Raw genomic sequence first — 16687 nt, 5'->3', positions numbered from 1 at the left:
AAAAGACTGCAGCTAAAAAGAAACCAGCACAGAAAAAGACTGCAGCTAAAAAGAAACCAGCACAGAAAAAGACTGCAGCTAAAAAGAAACCAGCACAGAAAAAGACTGCAGCTAAAAAGAAACCAGCACAGAAAAAGACTGCAGCTAAAAAGAAACCCGCACAGAAAAAGACTGCAGCTAAAAAGAAACCCGCACAGAAAAAGACTGCAGCTAAAAAGAAGTCTAGACGTCGATAATCTTTAATTCCTATCTCAAAACTTTTCCATGATGTTAAATTGAGTACTGTGTTATTGTTTTAAAATGAAAAAACGTGGATTGATAATTGCAACTGTTGGTTTAGTTTTAGTTGCAATTTCACTTACTATAGCTGTTTCTACAGTACCCTCAAACATCACTGATCCAAATGATCTTTCCATGGCGTCTTTGTTTGAAGGGATGTTTGATCAGATTACTAGTGAAATTCAAATCATGCCTGGCGAGTTAACATATGTGACATATGATGTATCCTCATATGACGCTTCCTTGCTTTGGGGGGTTCAGATAATTGATTATAATTCGGGCGATGCTTTGTTGATTAAAATTTCAAATATTTTTGGAGATGATTATGGTGAATTTGTAATGTTTGAACCAATTTTATTTAAAGCCTTGGAAATTACCCTGTCTGATTCTCTTAATTTTGAAATTAAAAACACCGGTCCTAATCCTGTAAATGTAATTTTGATGATTTCTGAATATAATGAAAATTCTGATGCTCTTTCAAATCCAGACTCTCCTGTAATGAATATGATTGTCCCTCTCTTGATTTCTGGGTTCTTACTTGTTTTAGGTATTATAGTTGCAATAATTAGTGTGATTATAATTTTAGTAGATGTGAAAAATAATTTAGATGATAAAAGAAATTATTGAGGATTGATATCCATTTTGCCAAATTTGCCTTTGGTTAAGGACACTTCACCTTTGAACTCGTTTGTATATCCATTTGTAATGACAACTTTGTCGCCTACGTTCACTGCTTTGATGTCGTCGCCCCACAATGTGAGTTTCATTTGGTCCTCATCAGTTTCGCCGTTAGAAATAATTGCATCGCAAACATCTACTGTTCCACCACTTTTGAGATTCACAGTTCTAGCGTCTCCTTTGCTTTTAACAACAGCTTCAACATTAACTCCACTTCGCATTTTCTTTGCTTCGGAAATTGGTATGAATTCTGACATTATTTTTGAAACCATTTCACACGATTAAAAGCTTTGTTAAAAAATTATCAAAATAATGGATCAGATTGTAGATTTGTTAAAATAGTAATCGAGAAATATTGGTCCATACCCCCTCTCATTGCAGAGGTATCGAAGCCCGGTCAACCGAGAGGGACTCAAGATCCATAAAATAGGAAATCCCTTCTCTCAGGAGTTCGTGGGTTCAAATCCCACCCTCTGCATTAAATTTTAATTAAAATTGTCAATTATTATAAAATTTTAGAAATTATGCGACAATTGTCTTTACTCTTGTAATCGAATGGTCTGAAATATCCTTGTGCATTTTAGCAACTTGATCGTCTTTGAATGATAAATTGCATCTAAAACATTTCCAAACCATCTCTGACATGGTCAGATTAGGCATAAATTACTTATAAGGATATTGCATGATTGATCCAATTTTTTACAATACATGATCATTGTTTCAAAAAAGATGTAATTTTTATAATTTTTTAGATCATAATAAAATTTTTTCATGACTGTTTTAAAATCCAAGGGTTTAGAAGCAAAAAAAGAGTACATTTTTTGAAAGATGTTAGATGTTTTTGAAATTTTTGGAAAATTTTCATATTTTGGAGTTTTCCTTGTACTAATTGGAGTAAATGCCTCTCCAATTTTGATGCCCCCAAGCTGGATCATCTTGACTTCATTTTATCTGCTTGATCCAACTTTGAATGTTGTAATCCTTGCTATGGTTGGAGCTACAGGAGCTACGCTTGGAAGATTTGTTCTAAAGCAGATCAGTGTTCTCTTTAGAAGATTTGTTGCAGAAGAACAAAAAACTAATCTTGATGTGATTGGTGATTATCTGAACCGAAAAAAATATGGTTATATGATTGCATCTTTTCTGTTTGGAGCAACTCCACTTCCAAGTAATATGTTGTTTATCGCATATGGTCTAATGCGTGCAAAAAGTTTGGGTATCTATGTAGGATTTTGGTTTGGCAGAACTATCTCATATGTTGTCATGATTTATTCTGGTAATGCTATTTTGACCCCCTTCTTAGAATTGTTTGAGGATCGTCTAATTGGAATTTTATTGATTGATGGTGCGGGCGTAGCATTGATTATTCTTTTTGCATCTATCAATTGGACTCTTTTAATAACTCAAAGAAAAATAAAATTTGTCAAACCAAAAATTTGGAGATTTTAGATGAAAGATATTGATTCTATAAAATATAAAGTAAAAAAAATCATGGATAATGATTCTGCACATGATTTTGAACATGTGATGAGAGTGTACAAAAATGCTCAAAAAATATGTAAAAAAGAAAAAGCAAATGAAAAATTAGTCCTCTGTGCAGTACTATTACATGACATTGTTTCGTATTCAAAATCTGACAAACGTTCTAAATTATCTTCAATTCATAGCGCAAAAAAAGCAGAACAAATTTTAAAAAAATACAATTTCTCTAAAAATGAAATAATTATTGTTTCTGAAGCAATACGTGATCATAGTTTTTCACAAAACAAAAAACCTCTTACAATTGAAGGAAAAATCCTCCAGGATGCTGACCGACTAGATGCTATTGGTGCAATTGGTATTGCAAGAGTTTTTGCAACAGGGGGTTCTCTTAAAAGACCTTTTTACAATTTCAATGATCCTTTTTGTAAAACAAGATCTCCTGATGACAAAACATGGATTGTGGATCATTTTTATCAAAAATTACTAAAACTAGATTCACTAATGAATACAAAATCCGGTAGAATTGAGGCAAAAAAGCGAACTAAAGTGCTCAGGGAATTTCTAAAACAATTTAGAAAGGAAATTTCTACCTGACCTTATCAAAACTCTTATCTAAATTTGATAATTTTTGATGAAAATATTGTTATAAGTTAAAAATTTGAAATAATCAATTGAATCTATTAGAAAAAATTGAAAAATCTTTTCAGGCTACTAGTAATCATAAATTCTCAGAATCTAAAAAAGGGATGGTTTCATCTGCCTTTCCTGATGCCACAAATGCAGGCGTTGAAATGCTCAAAAAAGGCGGAAATGCAATCGATGCTGCATGTGCCACTGCTCTGGCATTAGGCGTATGTGAGCCTCAATCTTCTGGAATAGGAGGTCAATCCATGGGAATAATTCACATTAATGGAAAGACAATTTGCATAGATGGCTCTACTAGGGCTCCTTCTTTAGCTTTACCTAGTAAATTCAAAAATAAATTGGATAGATCAATAGGCTACAAGTCCACAACAGTTCCTAGCACTGTTGCAGTTATGGGGTTTTTGAATGAGAAATATGGTAATCTTGAATGGGCTCAAATACTAAAACCTGCAATAAGGATTGCAAAAAAAGGATACAGAATTACAGCACTTCAACATGATTTGCAACAACGTGAACTAGAAAGTTTTAACAAAGTAAAGTCTCAATCTGGAGCAAAGTATTTTCTCAAAGATGGAACAACACCTTACGACACAAAAGATCTTTTTGTCCAAGATGATTTGGCAGAATTATTGACATATCTTGCTGAAAACAGATATAGATCATTTTATCATGGAAAAATTCCGAAAATGATAGATGCTGACATGCAAAAAAATAATGGATTACTGCGAGAAGAGGATCTAGTTTTAATTCCAAAAATAATTGAACGTGAACCCCTTGTTGGAAAACACAGGAACATGACAGTCAAAACATTTCCTCCTCCCGCAGTGGGCAGAATATTGCTGCTTATTTTGATGCTACTAAATCAACTTCCTACTAACACCATCAAAAACAACAGGTTGGAATTTTATCACTAGGTAGAAACATTCAGGAGATCTCTTTCATTTCGTACTCAACGTCCATATGATGTAGCTACATACAAACAAATTGATGACAAATTATTATTTGACAAGTCTTTTCTCAAACATTTATCCGAATCAATCATTGATGGAATCCAGATATCCAACAATAATGTAAAATTCCATGATGAGGATACTACACATCTTTCTGTAATGGATGATGAAGGCAATTCTGCAGGAATTACTCAATCTGTTGAATTAGTATATGGTTCAAAAGCTGCAGCAGACGGTTTGGGGTTTTTGTATAATTGCTATATGTCATCTTTTGAATATGAAAATATCAATTACCCTCATTATTTGCGTCCAAATTCAAGTCCTTGGACATCAGTTGCTCCTATTATATTGTTTCACAAAAACAAATCTTGGATGACTCTTGGAACACCTGGCAGTGATAGAATCCCTACTGTAACTGCCCAATTCATATCATCTATGATTGATTCAGGCCTTAGCCCAAATGATGCCATGGACAAACCAAGAATTCATTGTACCGTTGATGGCAAAATTACCATAGAAGCAGAACGATTTAATGATCGTATAATTCCTTATTTAGCAGAACTAGGGTATAAAATAGAATTAAAAGAATCTTATTCATATTATCATGGCGCAATTCATGCCGTAATTAAAAAACAAAGTTCCAAAGGATTTCAAGGAATTGCAGAAGTAAGACGAGATGGGATTGCAAAAGGGATAGGTTGACTAATTCAGATCTTTTAGACATAAAATTCGTTCTAGATTTTTAGAATCATTTTTGATTATGCTCAACAACCTAATATGTTAAAAATTCAAATACATTCTATTGGTTAACCAGGGAATTTTAATTGGAGTAGCCGTTGGTATATTTTTTGCAGGTATAGGAATAGGTTATGTTGCTTTACAATCAACAACTTCTACAATGCCAATGATGAATGATTCTCAATACATGAACCAGTAGATGAATACTATAATGAATGATCCTCAATCAATGCAACAAATGCATGATATGATGATGTCTAATCCTCAACACATGAATCAGATGATGGGGCCAATGATGAACACCATGATGAATGATCCTCAAATGCAACAGCAGATGATGAATCAAATGATGAATCATCAAGGAATGATAGATTCCATGATGACAAATCAAGACATGATGAACATGATGATGGGAAGCAACATGATGATGAATGGAAATATGATGGGTGGTCACATGATGAGTCCAGACATGATGGGTCAAGGAATGATGAGTTCTCAATCTTCTCAAACAATTCCTGTTAATGAAGATCCTCAAACTAGAACATTCCAAATCAGTATGGAAGAAGTAGAGTTCTATGCCGAAGTCGAAAATGAAGGTGGAAAAGAAGCAATAGCATTTGTGGAACACACAGATGGGAACCAAATATCATAATTGTTAATCAAGGCGATACTGTGGTTCTTGAGATTACTAATCCAAGAAAGCATGCACACACATTATCAATTCCAAAATTTGGTGTAAATTCCGAAATGCTTGAACCAAGAGAAGGAACAGATATTGTAACTTTTGTTGCAGATACTCCAGGTGTTTTTACATTCTATTGTGGTCTGCCGTACAATCCAGACAAATTGTATTGTGACCCTGATCATACTATGATGACAGGCACTTTGATTGTGTTAGAATAATTTCAATTTTAGCCATAATCTATGTATCTGTCGTAGCGTGTTTCAATCTCTTTGTTTTCTCCTGCTTTGATTTTCTCATATTCTTCATTCTTTCTAAATCCGATGTATTTGATAATTTCTGCAAATTCTTCTTCTTTTGGGTAAGAGTCAAAGATGGGCTCGGCTAATTGCAAATATTCTATAGCTTTATCTCTGAATTCTTCTCTGGTTGGTTTTTTGATTCCTTTCATTCTAAACCAAACCGCAGTCCAGCTTGCACCTATTACATGTGGCATTAAATCAAATGCTCTCTGAATCTCAAAACGTTCGTCGTTTCTCATGATTCTTGAAGGAATCTTGAAGCTGATTTTGCAAAATATGTTACGATCATGTCTGCTCCTGCTCTTTTAATTGAATGTAGAATTTCTAATGTGATGTCTTTCTCATTTACATATCCTAATTGGGATGCAGCTTTTACTAGAGCATATTCTCCAGAAACACTATAAGCTGAAACTGGAACATTGTATTTTCTTCTTGTCTCTGCAATTAAATCCAAATATGATAATGCTGGTTTAATCATTACAATGTCTACTCCCTCATCAATGTCTGTTTCTACTTCCATCATTGCTTCTCTGGCATTTGTAAATGGAACTTGGTATGTTTTTCTATCTCCAAATTTTGGTGCACATTCAGCAGCATCTCTAAATGGTGAGTAAAAGTTTGAACGATGTTTTGCAGAGTGTGACATTATTGAAACATCTGTAAATCCTTCATCGTCAAGTGCTTTTCGTATTGCTGCAACTTGACCATCCATCATTGCTGATGGTGATACTGTATCCACACCTGCCTTTGCTTGACTTACTGCAATTTTTGCAAGTGTTTCTAAACTGATATCATTATCGATTTTATTTCCCTGAATAATTCCACAATGACCTGTTGATGTAAATTGACAAAGACAAACATCTGCCATTATTACTATTTTATCTCCAAATTTTTCCCTGATCTGTACAATTGCTTTTTGAACAATTCCGTTATCATCAAAAGCTGAAGTTCCTACTTCATCTTTTTTAGTTGGAATTCCAAAAAGCATGATTGCAGGTATTCCTAAATCTATTATTGTACTCACCTCCTCATTCACATCCTTTAATGGCAGTCTTTCGATTTCTGACATTGATTCAACTTTGACCCTTTCACTCAAATCTTCTTGAACAAATACTGGACAGATGAAATCTTTTGGAGAAAGAGTTATTTCTTGAACTAATTCTCTCATTTTATCAGATGTCCTTAATCTACGAAGACGTCTAGTTGGAAATGACATGATAAAATTCTCTCTAGGTAAAATATAATCCTAGTCTACTTGTTTTTGTTTTTTATAGTCAAAGAGTTTGCCTGCCAACTCTACCACATCAGGGTTTCCTTGCTCTGATGCTTTTCTAATATTGTTCATTGGAGTTGACACGATGCTTTCTACTACTGCTTTTGTGAGTTCTTCAATGATTTTGATTTTCTTTTCATCTTTTTCATTGAGCATTTGAAGTGCTTTTTGCAGTTCTTTTTCTCTTAGGTTCTCTATATTCTTGAACACGTCTGTTACAAGTGGTTCTGCATCTAGTCTTTTCATTGAGGCTTCTAATACCGATACTTCTTCATTAATTATATTTTCAACGGTTTTGACCTTGTTTAATCGTGCATTCATGTTCTTTTCTACCATTTCTGCAATTTGATCTAAATTCATCAATTTGACCCCTCCAACTGTTGCAACTTTTTCATCCACTGTTCTGGGATTTGACAAGTCTAAAATCATCATTCCGTTGTTTTTGTTTTTCATAGCTTCTGCAATTCTGTCATTTGTTACAAGAAAATATGGTGCAGTTGTTGCCACAAATATTACATCATAGTGGTCAAATCCTGAAATAACCTCTTCAAATTTTATAGGATTCCCTCCCATTGTCTCACAAAACGCTTCTGATCTTCCCAATGTCCTGCTTGTGACATCAAAAGTATAGCCTCTTCTTTGCAATGACTTTGCAACTAGTGTGGATACTTCTCCAGTTCCAATCAACAATACTTTTTTTGTTTTTAATTCATCAATATTCTCTTCTGCAAGCTTTACTGCCATGGAACCCACTGAAATTCCACCTGCTCCGATTCCACTTGAGTTTCTAATCCTAGTCCCTATTCTGATTGCTTTGTCAAACAATGTGTTAAGATGCTGTCCTGATGCTTTCACTTCTCTTGCAGATGTGATGGATTTTTTTATTTGTCCTAGAATTTGCTCTTCGCCTAACACCATTGAATCTAATCCTGAGGTCAATTTCAACAAATGATGTAATGCTTCTTGATTTTCGACAAATTCAATATTTTCATTAAATGCTTCTTTTTCTAATCCTGTAATTGCTGCCCATGTTTTTTTGATTTTATCTGAGTCATATGTTTTAGATTTTCCAAATAATTCTATTCTGTTACATGTTTGAATGATTACACATTCATCCAATCCTGATTGATTTTTGAATTCTTCATATGCTTTTTCTATGTCTTTTATCGTAAATTGTTCTAGAATGTGAATTGGTGAATTACGAAAAGTAACCCGTGCATTGATGATATTTTGACTCATTTCCAATTCCTCAATATTGTAATTGCTTGCTTTTCAGCTTTTTTCACCTGTCCGTCTTTTATTAACTGATCAATCTCATTATCATTTATGATACTATGCAAACATTCTCTTCTTTGCTCTTGAGTGGCTATCATCTCTTTGGCCATTTCCCTTGCTTTTTTTTGGATCTTAATTTGAGCAATGTCTTCTTTGCTGATGATTTTTTTGAATAATTCCTCTGATCTGTCTTTGATTTTCTTTGACATTGCAGGGCTTTTTCCGCCGGTAAAAATTGCAATCTGAATCATGTTTTCAAAATTAATTATTGCAGGATTAGAAAAGTCACTTTCATCAGGATTATCTGAACTGTATGCGATGATTCTTTTCTTTTTGGCATCATTGATAATTTTTTGATTGATTTTCTTGTTATCTGTTGTTGTGATTACTAGATCTGGTTTGAGTTTTGAAAGAAATTTTGTATCTGAAATTTTTTGTTTTCGCAATGTGATCTTTTTGGCTTTGGATAGTTTGTTGATTTGTGAATTCACTGAATCGCTGATTACTGTGATGTGACATCCTTGCTTGATTACTGAATTGATTCTCTTTTGGGCTTCATTTCCCCCTCCAACGATGATTATTTTTTTACCCTGTAGATTTAGATCAACTATCATCGATCAAAAGGACTTCGGTTTCTATTTATGTATTAAAAATCAAGGCACAAACTACCAGCTACATTTTTAATTGAATGAGCAAGTTCTTGAATTATTGACTTCTATGGATGATTCTGATAAAGAACTTCTAAATGAGATTCAGTGGACTTTCCCACTTGTAACAAGACCTTTTGATGCTATCGCTAAAAAATTTGATACTACCCCTGAAGACGTCAAACAACGATTAAACCAACTTAAAGAAAATGGTATTCTAAGACAACTAAGTGCAATTTTTGATACAAGAAAACTGGGTTATACTAGCTCTCTTGTGGCAATGGAGATTGAAGACGATAAATTAGAATATGTTGCAAATCAAATTAATCGTCACCCTGGGGTTAGTCATAATTATGAACGAGATCACCAATTCAATCTCTGGTTTACTTTGGCTGTTCCTCCTGGCGCTGATTTGAAAGAAGAACTTGAAAAATTCAATGTTTTAAATGGAATCAAAAAAGTAAGAATGCTTCCAACTCTACAACTATTCAAAATCGGTGTTAAACTTGACATGGTAGATGAGAAAAAACATGACGTTGCACCAAGTGAAGAGAAAAAAGAAATCAAAAATGTAAAATTTACTCCAACTGAAGAAGACAAAAACTTTGTCCGAGAATTACAAAAAGATATGGAAATAATTGATGAGCCTTTTGTAAACGCTGCAAATAATCTTGGAATTACTGAGGATGAATTATTTGAAAAAATGAAATACTATGAAGACATAGGTGTCATGCGAAGATTTGCTGCTATCTTAAGACATAGACAGGTTGGTTTTACTGCTAATGGTATGATTGTATGGAAGGTTCCTGAAGATAGAATCTCCAAAGTGGGTGAAACTCTTGGTTCATTCCCACAAGTAAGTCATTGCTATGAAAGACCAACATATGCTGATTGGCCTTACAATGTATTTTCAATGATTCATTGCAAAACACATGATGAGGCACATGAAATGGCAAAAACAATTCAGGATCAAATACATGTTGATGAATATCAAATCCTCTTTAGTTCTCGCGAATTCAAAAAAACACGTGTAGAATATTTTGTAGAAAATTCTTTCAGCTTAGAAAAAACAATTTCTGCATCTTAGAATTCATTTTCATCATGTCCTATGACATGGATTGTACAAAAATATTGATCATTCATGTTGCAATAAAATTGGGATCTCTCTCCACATTCTTTACATGGTGGCTTTTCATCTAGTTCTGAAAGTTTTGTGTGGTATATCTTGCTTCTGGGCGTGATACCTGAATCTTTGTAAATTCTTGTTATGTTTGAATAATACTCTAATTCTTCTGGACTCCACTTTTGATAATTTCTAATTTTTTTAATTATTGATTCCCATTTTTTGTATTTGCCTATCTTGGCAAACATCATTCTTTCAATGATTTCTAGTGTTTTTTCAAAATCTATTGGATTGTCCATTTAGAAATTAATTTGCCTGAGGAGTTGCTTTTAATTCGTAAGAAGGCCAAGTCTTGTACAACTCGTCAATTTCTTTCATATCTGAATCTGAAATGTATTTTCCATCTGATATCTCCGCATAACTGACAACTTCTTCTTCGCTGATCATAGTTGGAAGTACTGTTGCAAATCCTTTCTTTGTCATCATGAATTTCATTGCAAATTCTGTAATGCTTAACCCATTCCTGTCTGCAATTGGTTTGAATTGTTCAACTTTTTCCAATGCTGATTTGAGCCACTCTCTTTTTCTAACTGATCTATGATCATTATCATCAAATTTTGTATCTGCATTAACTTTGCCTGTAAGAATACCTGATGCTTCTGGGACTCTGACTAGAATTCCCACATCCTTTTCCACTGCTTTTTGCATCAATTCATTTCCTGGAGTTTGTTCTAAAATATTGTAAACTGTTTGAACTGCACTAATGTTGGATTTGTCCATTGCTTCTAAACCTTCCTGAGTCCATCCTATTGCAGGTCCTAGAGCAATTTGGTATGTCTTAATGGAGCCATCTTCAATGAAACTATCTAGAAGATTGAATATTGAATTGTTTCTCACATCTTTTAGTTTTGGGTTATGTACACCATACATGTCAAGATGATCTGTTTGTAATCTTTCTAAACTGTTTCTTAATGCCATTCTAGTGTAATCTTCATCAAATCTTTGTGGAAGTTCTTTATGTCCTATTTGTTCAACATTGCTAAAATCATAACCGTACTTTGTCGAAATAACAATTTCATCTCTCATGTCTTTGAATACTTCACCAATCAATTTTTCACTTAATCCTTTACCGTACAAGTCACCTGTTTCAAAAAAGTTAATTCCTACATCGTATGCTTTTTTGAGCATTCTTTTTGCTTCATCTTCATCAATCTTCTTACCCCACCAATCAAGAGCAATAGCCCATGCTCCGAATCCTATTTCTGAAATCTCAATGTCTGTTTTTCCTAATTTATTATACTTCAAAACTATTTTTTATTTTAAATTTCATCATTTATGTTTATCCAAGATTTGCATCCATGATATTTGGATTTTAAATTGACTAAACCTATTTTCATTTAAAATTATTTTTAAATTCTACCCTAAACTGGAAATCATTGGGACGATATCTTTTTTCACGCACACTATCATTGGAATATCATTTTTAACATATGATGAGACCTGGGTTTCTCTTAAATCCATTATTAGATCTTGAAAATCTTTGATGTTGTCTACTTCAAATGCTAGCATAAAGTCTTCATCATGAATTCCAAAGGAGTAGGTTGTATTGAGAACCACTTGTGGGTATTTCTTACTGACTTCAATATGCTCATCCATTATTTCTTGGCGTTTTTCTTTTGGCAGTAGATACCATTTTCTTGTTTTTGTAAATGGGTAAACTATAACGTGTTTCTTTGGGTCACTACCTGTAACAAAACCGTGAGCCTTTTGTTCTTGGACATAGAGGGATGGTCTTGTACATGACAAATAAGTTCTTGATGGGATGATGTATTTTCCAAAAACTGTCTTGTATATTTTCTCAATTACTTTTTGAATCTCTTCTACTGATTTTGCAGCAAACCAAATCAAAAAATCTGCATCGTCTCTTAGTCCTAAATTTGAATATGTCCTATACATGATTCCTGAATTATTAATTACATTTTCGACTTCTTTTGCAGATTCTTCTTTTGCAAGGTCTGCCATCCATCTCCATTTAGGATCAACTTTGAAAAATGAGAAATTAAAATAATATTGATTATTTTCTTCTGACATGTGCTTTTTAATTTTGAAACCCTATTTAAACAAAAACTAGATTATCTATTCTAGAATTTCGATGATTTTTTCAGATGATCTGTGTCTTGATTTTATTTGAACTAAACTTGTCGATATTTTGAAATGTTTTGCAATTTTTCTAATTATCTCTTTGTTTACTTCTCCTTTGACGGGTTTTGTTCTTACTCTTATTTTGATTTTTTTCTATGTCTAAAAATTCCTTAGAAAATTCTACTGTAACTTTGTAAATCAATAGTTTCTGAAAGATTATTCTGGTTAAATTTGATTAGGCTGATTGTTCTAAAGCCCATTCATATCCTTCTGCTTCAAGTTTGTCTGCAAGTGATGCATCACCTGTATTCAATACTTTACCTCTTGCAAATACATGAACAAAGTCTAACTTGTCTAGGAATTTCAAAATTCTAGCATAGTGGGTAATTATGATTATTGTTGCATCCTTATCTGCAACCTTGCTGATTGCTTTAGCTACTGCTTGAACTGCATCAATATCTAGTCCCGAATCTGGTTCGTCTAAGATAGAGATTTTTGGTTTTAAAACTGCCATTTGTAATACTTCTGCCCGTTTTTTCTCTCCTCCTGAGAAACCTTCGTTGAGATATCTTGAAAGGAATTCTTCTTTCAATCCAACTTTTTCCAAATTTTCTTTAAGATATTTCTGAAATTCTCTTACTGTGATGAATACTTCTCTGTTATCACCTTCAAGTGCTTTACTCAGAGAATTATATGCTGTTCTTAGAAAGTGAGAAAATCCTACCCCTGAAACTTCAGTTGGGTATTGAAATCCTAGGAATAATCCTTTTTTTGCTCTTTCATCTGCTGTTAAATCTAAAATGCTCTCGCCATCTAACAAAATATCTCCTTTTGTAACTTCGTATTTTGGATGTGCAAGTAATGTGTATGCTAGCGTACTTTTTCCTGAACCATTTGGTCCCATGATGGCGTGTACTTCGCCAGGACCTGTTTTCAAATTGACGCCTTTGAGAATCTCTTTACCTTCTCTTGATACGTGAAGATCTTTGATTTCTAAGACTGCCATGTTCTGAATTATTCTGATTCTCTATATAATACCGACGAAATTTAGCTAATCCTAATCTAAATAATAAAATGAAAAGAGGGGGTGTGGTTAGTTGGCCAGAGATGGTCTCAAAGTAATTTTGAGTTTGTAGCATGTCAGAATTTCTTTACATCTATTCCTGATAGTGACTTCTGTGACTCCTGCAATACTTGAAACGTCTCTTTGTAGAACGTTCTGTCCAAGTAAAACTGATGCCACATACAGATATGCTGCGGCAATTCCGTTTGGAGCCTTTCCATCTGCAATACTGCTGTCTTTAGTTTTTTCTGCAATTTCCAAGGCTAGTCTTTCAACTCTTACCTCTGTATGTGTCATGTTTGCTATCTTTGAGATGTATTTGTCCATGGTAACAACTGGTGCATGTAACTGTCCCATTTCCATTACCATGGTTCTATAGTATCTAGCTGCAAGTTTTGTTTTTGATTTAACATCTTTTGCTGGACAAATTCCTCGGCAAATCTCTTCTAATGATCTTACTACATCACATTGTTTGCATGCCATGTAAATTGTAGCAGCTGTTATGCTTACTACTGATTTTCCTTTTACATCCACATGTCCATCCAAGTTTCTGTATATCATAGATGCAGTTTCCAAAACATTCTTTGAAAGATTAAGACCTTCACATGTTTCGCCCATTTTTGCTAAAACATTAGCTAATCTCCTTTCTCTTGGTGTGGAAACTCTTACTCTTTGTTGCCACTTTCTGAGATTGTTCATTTGACCTGCGACTTCCCGGTTGATTGTTTTTCCGCTAAAGTCTTTTGCACTGATTGAAATCTCAGTAGTTATTCCCAAATCATGTTGAGAATAGGTTGTTTGTCCTGTTGCTCTTGCAAGCTTCATCTTGTCTTCAAAGTTTGAGCTTATTGTTTCTGGACCAAAATCTGTAATCTGATCATCGACGACAACGCCGCAACCAGAACAGATTATTTCACCATTCTGCATGTCATCTACTAATGTAGATCTACATTCAGGACAGTTTTGTTTTTCTAATATGTTCATCATTTTCTTCTCCTAAATTTTTTTGGTTTGTCAGCAGGAGATTCTTGAGATGCAAAAACGTTTTTGCCAATGTATTTTTTGATATTGTTTGTCAATGGCGTTGCTGATGCAAACGGCCTATTTACTGGACCTATCATTTCATTTACTTTTGCAACTCTAGTTCCCTTTTCGTCACAGAGTATCTGTCCTTCAACTAATTCTTTTGATAGTTGAATGATTACCCTGCCACTACCGGCTAGGTGCATTATTTCGCCTACCTCCTGCAATTAGAATTAGTAATTACCATATTCTTATCATAGACTTCTGTCAACTTTACTTTAGCTAAGAGCTAGATTTGATTTTATTTTGTCTGCTTTGATCTTTTATACACTAACTTTTCTGAAATTTTGTTAAGAATTTTTGTCTTCGAGGATCCTTTTGGCACAATAACATAGCCCGACCTCACAAACGGTCTTTTGGGGAATCTTACTTTGTCATCTGACTCTGTGATTTCAAAACCACTGTCTTTAGTGGCATCCATTAGTTCTTTTAATGAAGGATCAAATACACATTTTTCTAATCCTAATCTTCTGCCTTTAGATTTTTTTAAATTCTTGTTGAAATAATCCAACCAGATTACGACATGCTCGTAATCTTTCATTTTATTCCTTTAGTAAAATTGCGTTGACGATTCCGATTTGTCCTGGTTTTGAAACTACTCTACACTTTCCTTCTTGTGTTTCAAGAATTGCACCTTTTGTAATTATACCTCGTCTTTTGTAATCATTGTTTGTTGTATTGTCTAATACTTTAATGATTTTTGTTTTCTTTACTTTAGCATCTCCAGTTGCTAGATTAACAAAATCAATCGCTTTCAAAGCTGTTTTTTTATTTTTACCTCTAACATCTCTTGTAACTGTTATTTGAGCACCGTTAATTGGTTCATTTGGATATCTATCAGTTTCATATTTTCTTCTGATTCTTAATGGAACTCTTCTTCCTCCAGTGATCTTGCTGGTTGCTAAGTTCTCTACGGATTTTTTCACGAAATGATGTCTGAATTACTCTAATTTATACAAAACGCAAAAAATTAGCCATAAAGTAAAAAATCTACTCAGTTTACTTCTGTAGCAATTTGTGGAGTAACTGTTTGTCTACTAGCAGTTTTTCTTACTTTGGAGAATAATCTCTGTTTTAGATCTTCCACGTCTCCTTGAATTCCAAAATATTTTTGGAATTTTTCAGTTGTCGTGTATATTTTCATTCGTCCCACATTTTGATGACTGATATAATCTAACTGTCTTAATTCTTTAAGATGTGCATAGACGCCGGATCCTCTTGTTTCAACAAGTTGTTTTGATGATATTGGTTGCATGTATGCTATGTAAGATAATGTTTTGAGTGTCGCATTTGGTAAAACTGGTTTTGATGCATATCTTTTGACAGTAGCACTATATTCTGGTTTTAGCTGCATTACATAGGAACCATCTGGAAGCATTATGATTTCCAATGCTTTGAATGCCGACTTTGTTTTTTTCATAATCCTTTCAAGCAATTCTAGAGTTTTTGTTCTTGATTCTGTACCTGATGCTCTTACTATGTCTTCTACTCTCAATGGCCTTCCTGCTGAATACAATGCAGCTTCTATTCTTGCTGTTGCTTCATCTGGATTCTCTATTTTTGCCAATTATTTTGTCTCCTTGATCAATTCACTAACTCATCTTTCATAAGGATGATTTTAATGTCATCGTCAACCTGTTCTAGATCTACTTTTTGGTCTCTTGCTAAAAATAATGCTGCAAAGAAACATCTGATGGAATCTACCTGATCCAAATCTGCAATAATGTCTTGCAATACACCAAATCCCACTGCTGCTATTTTCTTCATTATCAAGTCTTCATACTTTCCAATTATGCTTTCAAGTGAAATGAAAAACTCTTGGAAATCTGGTGCTTCGATAGGTTCTATCTCCAATGATTTATTGCGTCTAGATTGTGGGTTTGCAATTGTCCCAATTAGATTTTGTAATAATCCTAACAAATCATCTAATGAGACTGGATATGTAGATTCATGTCTGTATGGAATATCAATTAATTCAATATCTATGTCTGTTCTCTGATGCATTGGCTTTTTCTCCATTGCAGCTTTTTGTAAAGCAAAAATACTTTCCACTTTCATTCTGTAGATTAATGATGATGATAATGCAGCCATTCCTGCTACCTTTAGATCTTTTTTTCCTGTTTTTTCAAGAATCTTAATCAATAAATTCAAAATCTGAATAAGATCAATCTCCCAAACATCTTTTTTAACAACTGCCGATGGACTAAACAGAATGTTTACTGGTTCCTGAGAAATGCTATTTGGAGTTTGAGTTTCGCTCACATCATAACTCTTTGCCTATTCAATAATATCTAAGGGCTCTATTTTTTTCTCACATCCAGTCAA

The 16687-nt window shown here is 33.7% G+C and carries 23 protein-coding genes, 1 tRNA gene and 1 pseudogene; 9 read left to right on the top strand and 16 right to left on the bottom strand.

Features of this window, described 5'->3' with window-relative positions; all coding sequences use genetic code 11:
* The coding region (locus OEW78_RS05540) for a hypothetical protein (RefSeq protein WP_300325298.1) at positions 1-236 on the top strand (236 nt) is incomplete at its 5' end.
* 64 nt (positions 237-300) lie between these two features.
* Positions 301-906, top strand: coding sequence for a hypothetical protein (locus tag OEW78_RS05535; protein WP_300325295.1), 606 nt, complete (start codon positions 301-303; stop codon positions 904-906).
* Here OEW78_RS05535 and OEW78_RS05530 read toward each other — a convergent pair.
* Positions 900-1214 carry a DNA-binding protein gene (locus OEW78_RS05530; RefSeq protein WP_300325292.1) on the bottom strand — a complete coding sequence of 105 codons (315 nt, stop codon included), beginning with the start codon at positions 1212-1214 and terminating at the stop codon, positions 900-902. The genes OEW78_RS05535 and OEW78_RS05530 overlap by 7 nt on opposite strands.
* Before the next feature lie 120 nt (positions 1215-1334).
* Between OEW78_RS05530 and OEW78_RS05525 the strand changes: the two genes are divergently transcribed.
* The 6 genes and pseudogenes from OEW78_RS05525 (at position 1335) to OEW78_RS05500 (ending at position 5675) form a co-directional block, all read left to right on the top strand.
* Positions 1335-1435: transfer RNA gene (locus OEW78_RS05525), tRNA-Leu, on the top strand.
* Between the two features lie 350 nt (positions 1436-1785).
* Positions 1786-2406 (top strand): hypothetical protein, encoded by a 621-nt coding sequence (locus OEW78_RS05520; RefSeq protein WP_300325289.1) that lies wholly within the window; start codon positions 1786-1788, stop codon positions 2404-2406.
* On the top strand, positions 2407-3033 hold the full coding sequence (locus OEW78_RS05515; protein WP_300325286.1) for an HD domain-containing protein: 627 nt from the start codon (positions 2407-2409) through the stop codon (positions 3031-3033).
* 152 nt (positions 3034-3185) lie between these two features.
* Positions 3186-4736 (top strand): annotated as a pseudogene (locus OEW78_RS05510) (gamma-glutamyltransferase).
* A gap of 247 nt (positions 4737-4983) precedes the next feature.
* Positions 4984-5424 (top strand): hypothetical protein, encoded by a 441-nt coding sequence (locus OEW78_RS05505; protein WP_300325284.1) that lies wholly within the window; start codon positions 4984-4986, stop codon positions 5422-5424.
* 20 nt (positions 5425-5444) lie between these two features.
* Positions 5445-5675 (top strand): hypothetical protein, encoded by a 231-nt coding sequence (locus OEW78_RS05500; protein WP_300325279.1) that lies wholly within the window; start codon positions 5445-5447, stop codon positions 5673-5675.
* Positions 5676-5683: 8 nt separating this feature from the next.
* Here the strand turns inward: OEW78_RS05500 and OEW78_RS05495 are convergent, their stop codons facing one another.
* Genes OEW78_RS05495 through OEW78_RS05480 form a run of 4 tightly spaced genes read right to left on the bottom strand, consistent with a single transcriptional unit; the run spans position 5684 to position 8918 of the window.
* Positions 5684-5995, bottom strand: a complete 312-nt coding sequence (locus tag OEW78_RS05495) for a hypothetical protein (RefSeq protein ID WP_300325276.1) — start codon at positions 5993-5995, stop codon at positions 5684-5686.
* Positions 5992-6972, bottom strand: coding sequence for a porphobilinogen synthase (gene hemB / locus OEW78_RS05490; RefSeq protein ID WP_300325274.1), 981 nt, complete (start codon positions 6970-6972; stop codon positions 5992-5994). Before hemB ends, OEW78_RS05495 begins: the two co-directional genes overlap by 4 nt.
* A gap of 30 nt (positions 6973-7002) precedes the next feature.
* Positions 7003-8268, bottom strand: a complete 1266-nt coding sequence (gene hemA / locus OEW78_RS05485; RefSeq protein WP_300325271.1) for a glutamyl-tRNA reductase — start codon at positions 8266-8268, stop codon at positions 7003-7005.
* Positions 8265-8918: a bifunctional precorrin-2 dehydrogenase/sirohydrochlorin ferrochelatase gene (locus OEW78_RS05480; RefSeq protein WP_300325268.1), complete on the bottom strand. Its 654-nt coding sequence runs from the start codon at positions 8916-8918 to the stop codon at positions 8265-8267. The genes hemA and OEW78_RS05480 overlap by 4 nt, the downstream gene beginning before the upstream one ends.
* 103 nt (positions 8919-9021) lie before the next feature.
* Here OEW78_RS05480 and OEW78_RS05475 point away from each other — a divergent pair, with 103 nt between their 5' ends.
* Positions 9022-10038, top strand: a complete 1017-nt coding sequence (locus OEW78_RS05475; protein ID WP_300325307.1) for an Lrp/AsnC family transcriptional regulator — start codon at positions 9022-9024, stop codon at positions 10036-10038.
* On the opposite strand, the gene OEW78_RS05470 is transcribed toward OEW78_RS05475, so the two are convergent.
* The 11 genes from OEW78_RS05470 to OEW78_RS05420 all read right to left on the bottom strand — a co-directional run bounded on the left by OEW78_RS05470 (position 10035) and on the right by OEW78_RS05420 (position 16624).
* On the bottom strand, positions 10035-10373 hold the full coding sequence (locus OEW78_RS05470; protein WP_300325265.1) for a hypothetical protein: 339 nt from the start codon (positions 10371-10373) through the stop codon (positions 10035-10037). The genes OEW78_RS05475 and OEW78_RS05470 overlap by 4 nt on opposite strands.
* 7 nt (positions 10374-10380) lie before the next feature.
* Entirely contained in the window at positions 10381-11379 is a 999-nt protein-coding gene (locus OEW78_RS05465; protein ID WP_300325261.1) for an aldo/keto reductase, read from the bottom strand.
* Between the two features lie 111 nt (positions 11380-11490).
* Complete coding sequence (locus tag OEW78_RS05460; protein WP_300325258.1) at positions 11491-12165, bottom strand: chlorite dismutase family protein; 675 nt, start codon at positions 12163-12165, stop codon at positions 11491-11493.
* 45 nt (positions 12166-12210) lie between these two features.
* The gene (locus OEW78_RS05455; protein ID WP_300325304.1) at positions 12211-12309 is read right to left on the bottom strand and encodes a hypothetical protein; all 99 of its coding nucleotides are present in this window, start codon (positions 12307-12309) and stop codon (positions 12211-12213) included.
* Between the two features lie 142 nt (positions 12310-12451).
* Complete coding sequence (sufC, locus tag OEW78_RS05450) at positions 12452-13222, bottom strand: Fe-S cluster assembly ATPase SufC (RefSeq protein ID WP_300325255.1); 771 nt, start codon at positions 13220-13222, stop codon at positions 12452-12454.
* A gap of 87 nt (positions 13223-13309) precedes the next feature.
* Positions 13310-14263: a TFIIB-type zinc ribbon-containing protein gene (locus OEW78_RS05445; RefSeq protein ID WP_366523037.1), complete on the bottom strand. Its 954-nt coding sequence runs from the start codon at positions 14261-14263 to the stop codon at positions 13310-13312.
* Positions 14263-14529: a Gar1/Naf1 family protein gene (locus tag OEW78_RS05440; RefSeq protein WP_300325249.1), complete on the bottom strand. Its 267-nt coding sequence runs from the start codon at positions 14527-14529 to the stop codon at positions 14263-14265. The genes OEW78_RS05445 and OEW78_RS05440 overlap by 1 nt, the downstream gene beginning before the upstream one ends.
* A 74-nt stretch (positions 14530-14603) precedes the next feature.
* Positions 14604-14903, bottom strand: coding sequence for a signal recognition particle subunit SRP19/SEC65 family protein (locus tag OEW78_RS05435; RefSeq protein WP_300325246.1), 300 nt, complete (start codon positions 14901-14903; stop codon positions 14604-14606).
* Between the two features lies 1 nt (position 14904).
* Complete coding sequence (locus tag OEW78_RS05430; RefSeq protein WP_300325243.1) at positions 14905-15288, bottom strand: 30S ribosomal protein S8e; 384 nt, start codon at positions 15286-15288, stop codon at positions 14905-14907.
* Between the two features lie 68 nt (positions 15289-15356).
* A complete protein-coding gene (locus OEW78_RS05425; protein WP_300325240.1) occupies positions 15357-15929 on the bottom strand; it encodes an SMC-Scp complex subunit ScpB in 573 nt (190 codons plus the stop codon).
* A gap of 17 nt (positions 15930-15946) precedes the next feature.
* A complete protein-coding gene (locus tag OEW78_RS05420; protein WP_300325237.1) occupies positions 15947-16624 on the bottom strand; it encodes a chromosome segregation protein ScpA in 678 nt (225 codons plus the stop codon).
* Positions 16625-16687: the final 63 nt, after the last annotated feature.

Source organism: Candidatus Nitrosopumilus sp., from assembly GCF_029882185.1.
In the GTDB taxonomy this organism is placed as follows: Archaea; Thermoproteota; Nitrososphaeria; order Nitrososphaerales; family Nitrosopumilaceae; genus Nitrosopumilus.
The sequence above is the reverse complement of the archived record's forward strand: the minus strand, read 5'-3'. Positions and strand labels throughout refer to the sequence as shown.

What these genes read in the sequence shown, in the direction of transcription:
- OEW78_RS05460 (WP_300325258.1), bottom strand. Translation starts at nt 12,165, where the DNA reads ATGTCAGAAGAAAATAATCAATATTATTTTAATTTCTCATTTTTCAAA.
- OEW78_RS05530 (WP_300325292.1), bottom strand. Translation starts at nt 1,214, where the DNA reads ATGTCAGAATTCATACCAATTTCCGAAGCAAAGAAAATGCGAAGTGGA.
- OEW78_RS05505 (WP_300325284.1), top strand. Translation starts at nt 4,984, where the DNA reads ATGAATGATCCTCAATCAATGCAACAAATGCATGATATGATGATGTCT.
- OEW78_RS05445 (WP_366523037.1), bottom strand. Translation starts at nt 14,263, where the DNA reads ATGAACATATTAGAAAAACAAAACTGTCCTGAATGTAGATCTACATTA.
- hemB (WP_300325274.1), bottom strand. Translation starts at nt 6,972, where the DNA reads ATGTCATTTCCAACTAGACGTCTTCGTAGATTAAGGACATCTGATAAA.
- OEW78_RS05475 (WP_300325307.1), top strand. Translation starts at nt 9,022, where the DNA reads ATGGATGATTCTGATAAAGAACTTCTAAATGAGATTCAGTGGACTTTC.
- OEW78_RS05435 (WP_300325246.1), bottom strand. Translation starts at nt 14,903, where the DNA reads ATGAAAGATTACGAGCATGTCGTAATCTGGTTGGATTATTTCAACAAG.
- OEW78_RS05495 (WP_300325276.1), bottom strand. Translation starts at nt 5,995, where the DNA reads ATGAGAAACGACGAACGTTTTGAGATTCAGAGAGCATTTGATTTAATG.
- OEW78_RS05520 (WP_300325289.1), top strand. Translation starts at nt 1,786, where the DNA reads ATGTTAGATGTTTTTGAAATTTTTGGAAAATTTTCATATTTTGGAGTT.
- sufC (WP_300325255.1), bottom strand. Translation starts at nt 13,222, where the DNA reads ATGGCAGTCTTAGAAATCAAAGATCTTCACGTATCAAGAGAAGGTAAA.
- OEW78_RS05515 (WP_300325286.1), top strand. Translation starts at nt 2,407, where the DNA reads ATGAAAGATATTGATTCTATAAAATATAAAGTAAAAAAAATCATGGAT.
- hemA (WP_300325271.1), bottom strand. Translation starts at nt 8,268, where the DNA reads ATGAGTCAAAATATCATCAATGCACGGGTTACTTTTCGTAATTCACCA.
- OEW78_RS05535 (WP_300325295.1), top strand. Translation starts at nt 301, where the DNA reads ATGAAAAAACGTGGATTGATAATTGCAACTGTTGGTTTAGTTTTAGTT.
- OEW78_RS05480 (WP_300325268.1), bottom strand. Translation starts at nt 8,918, where the DNA reads ATGATAGTTGATCTAAATCTACAGGGTAAAAAAATAATCATCGTTGGA.
- OEW78_RS05470 (WP_300325265.1), bottom strand. Translation starts at nt 10,373, where the DNA reads ATGGACAATCCAATAGATTTTGAAAAAACACTAGAAATCATTGAAAGA.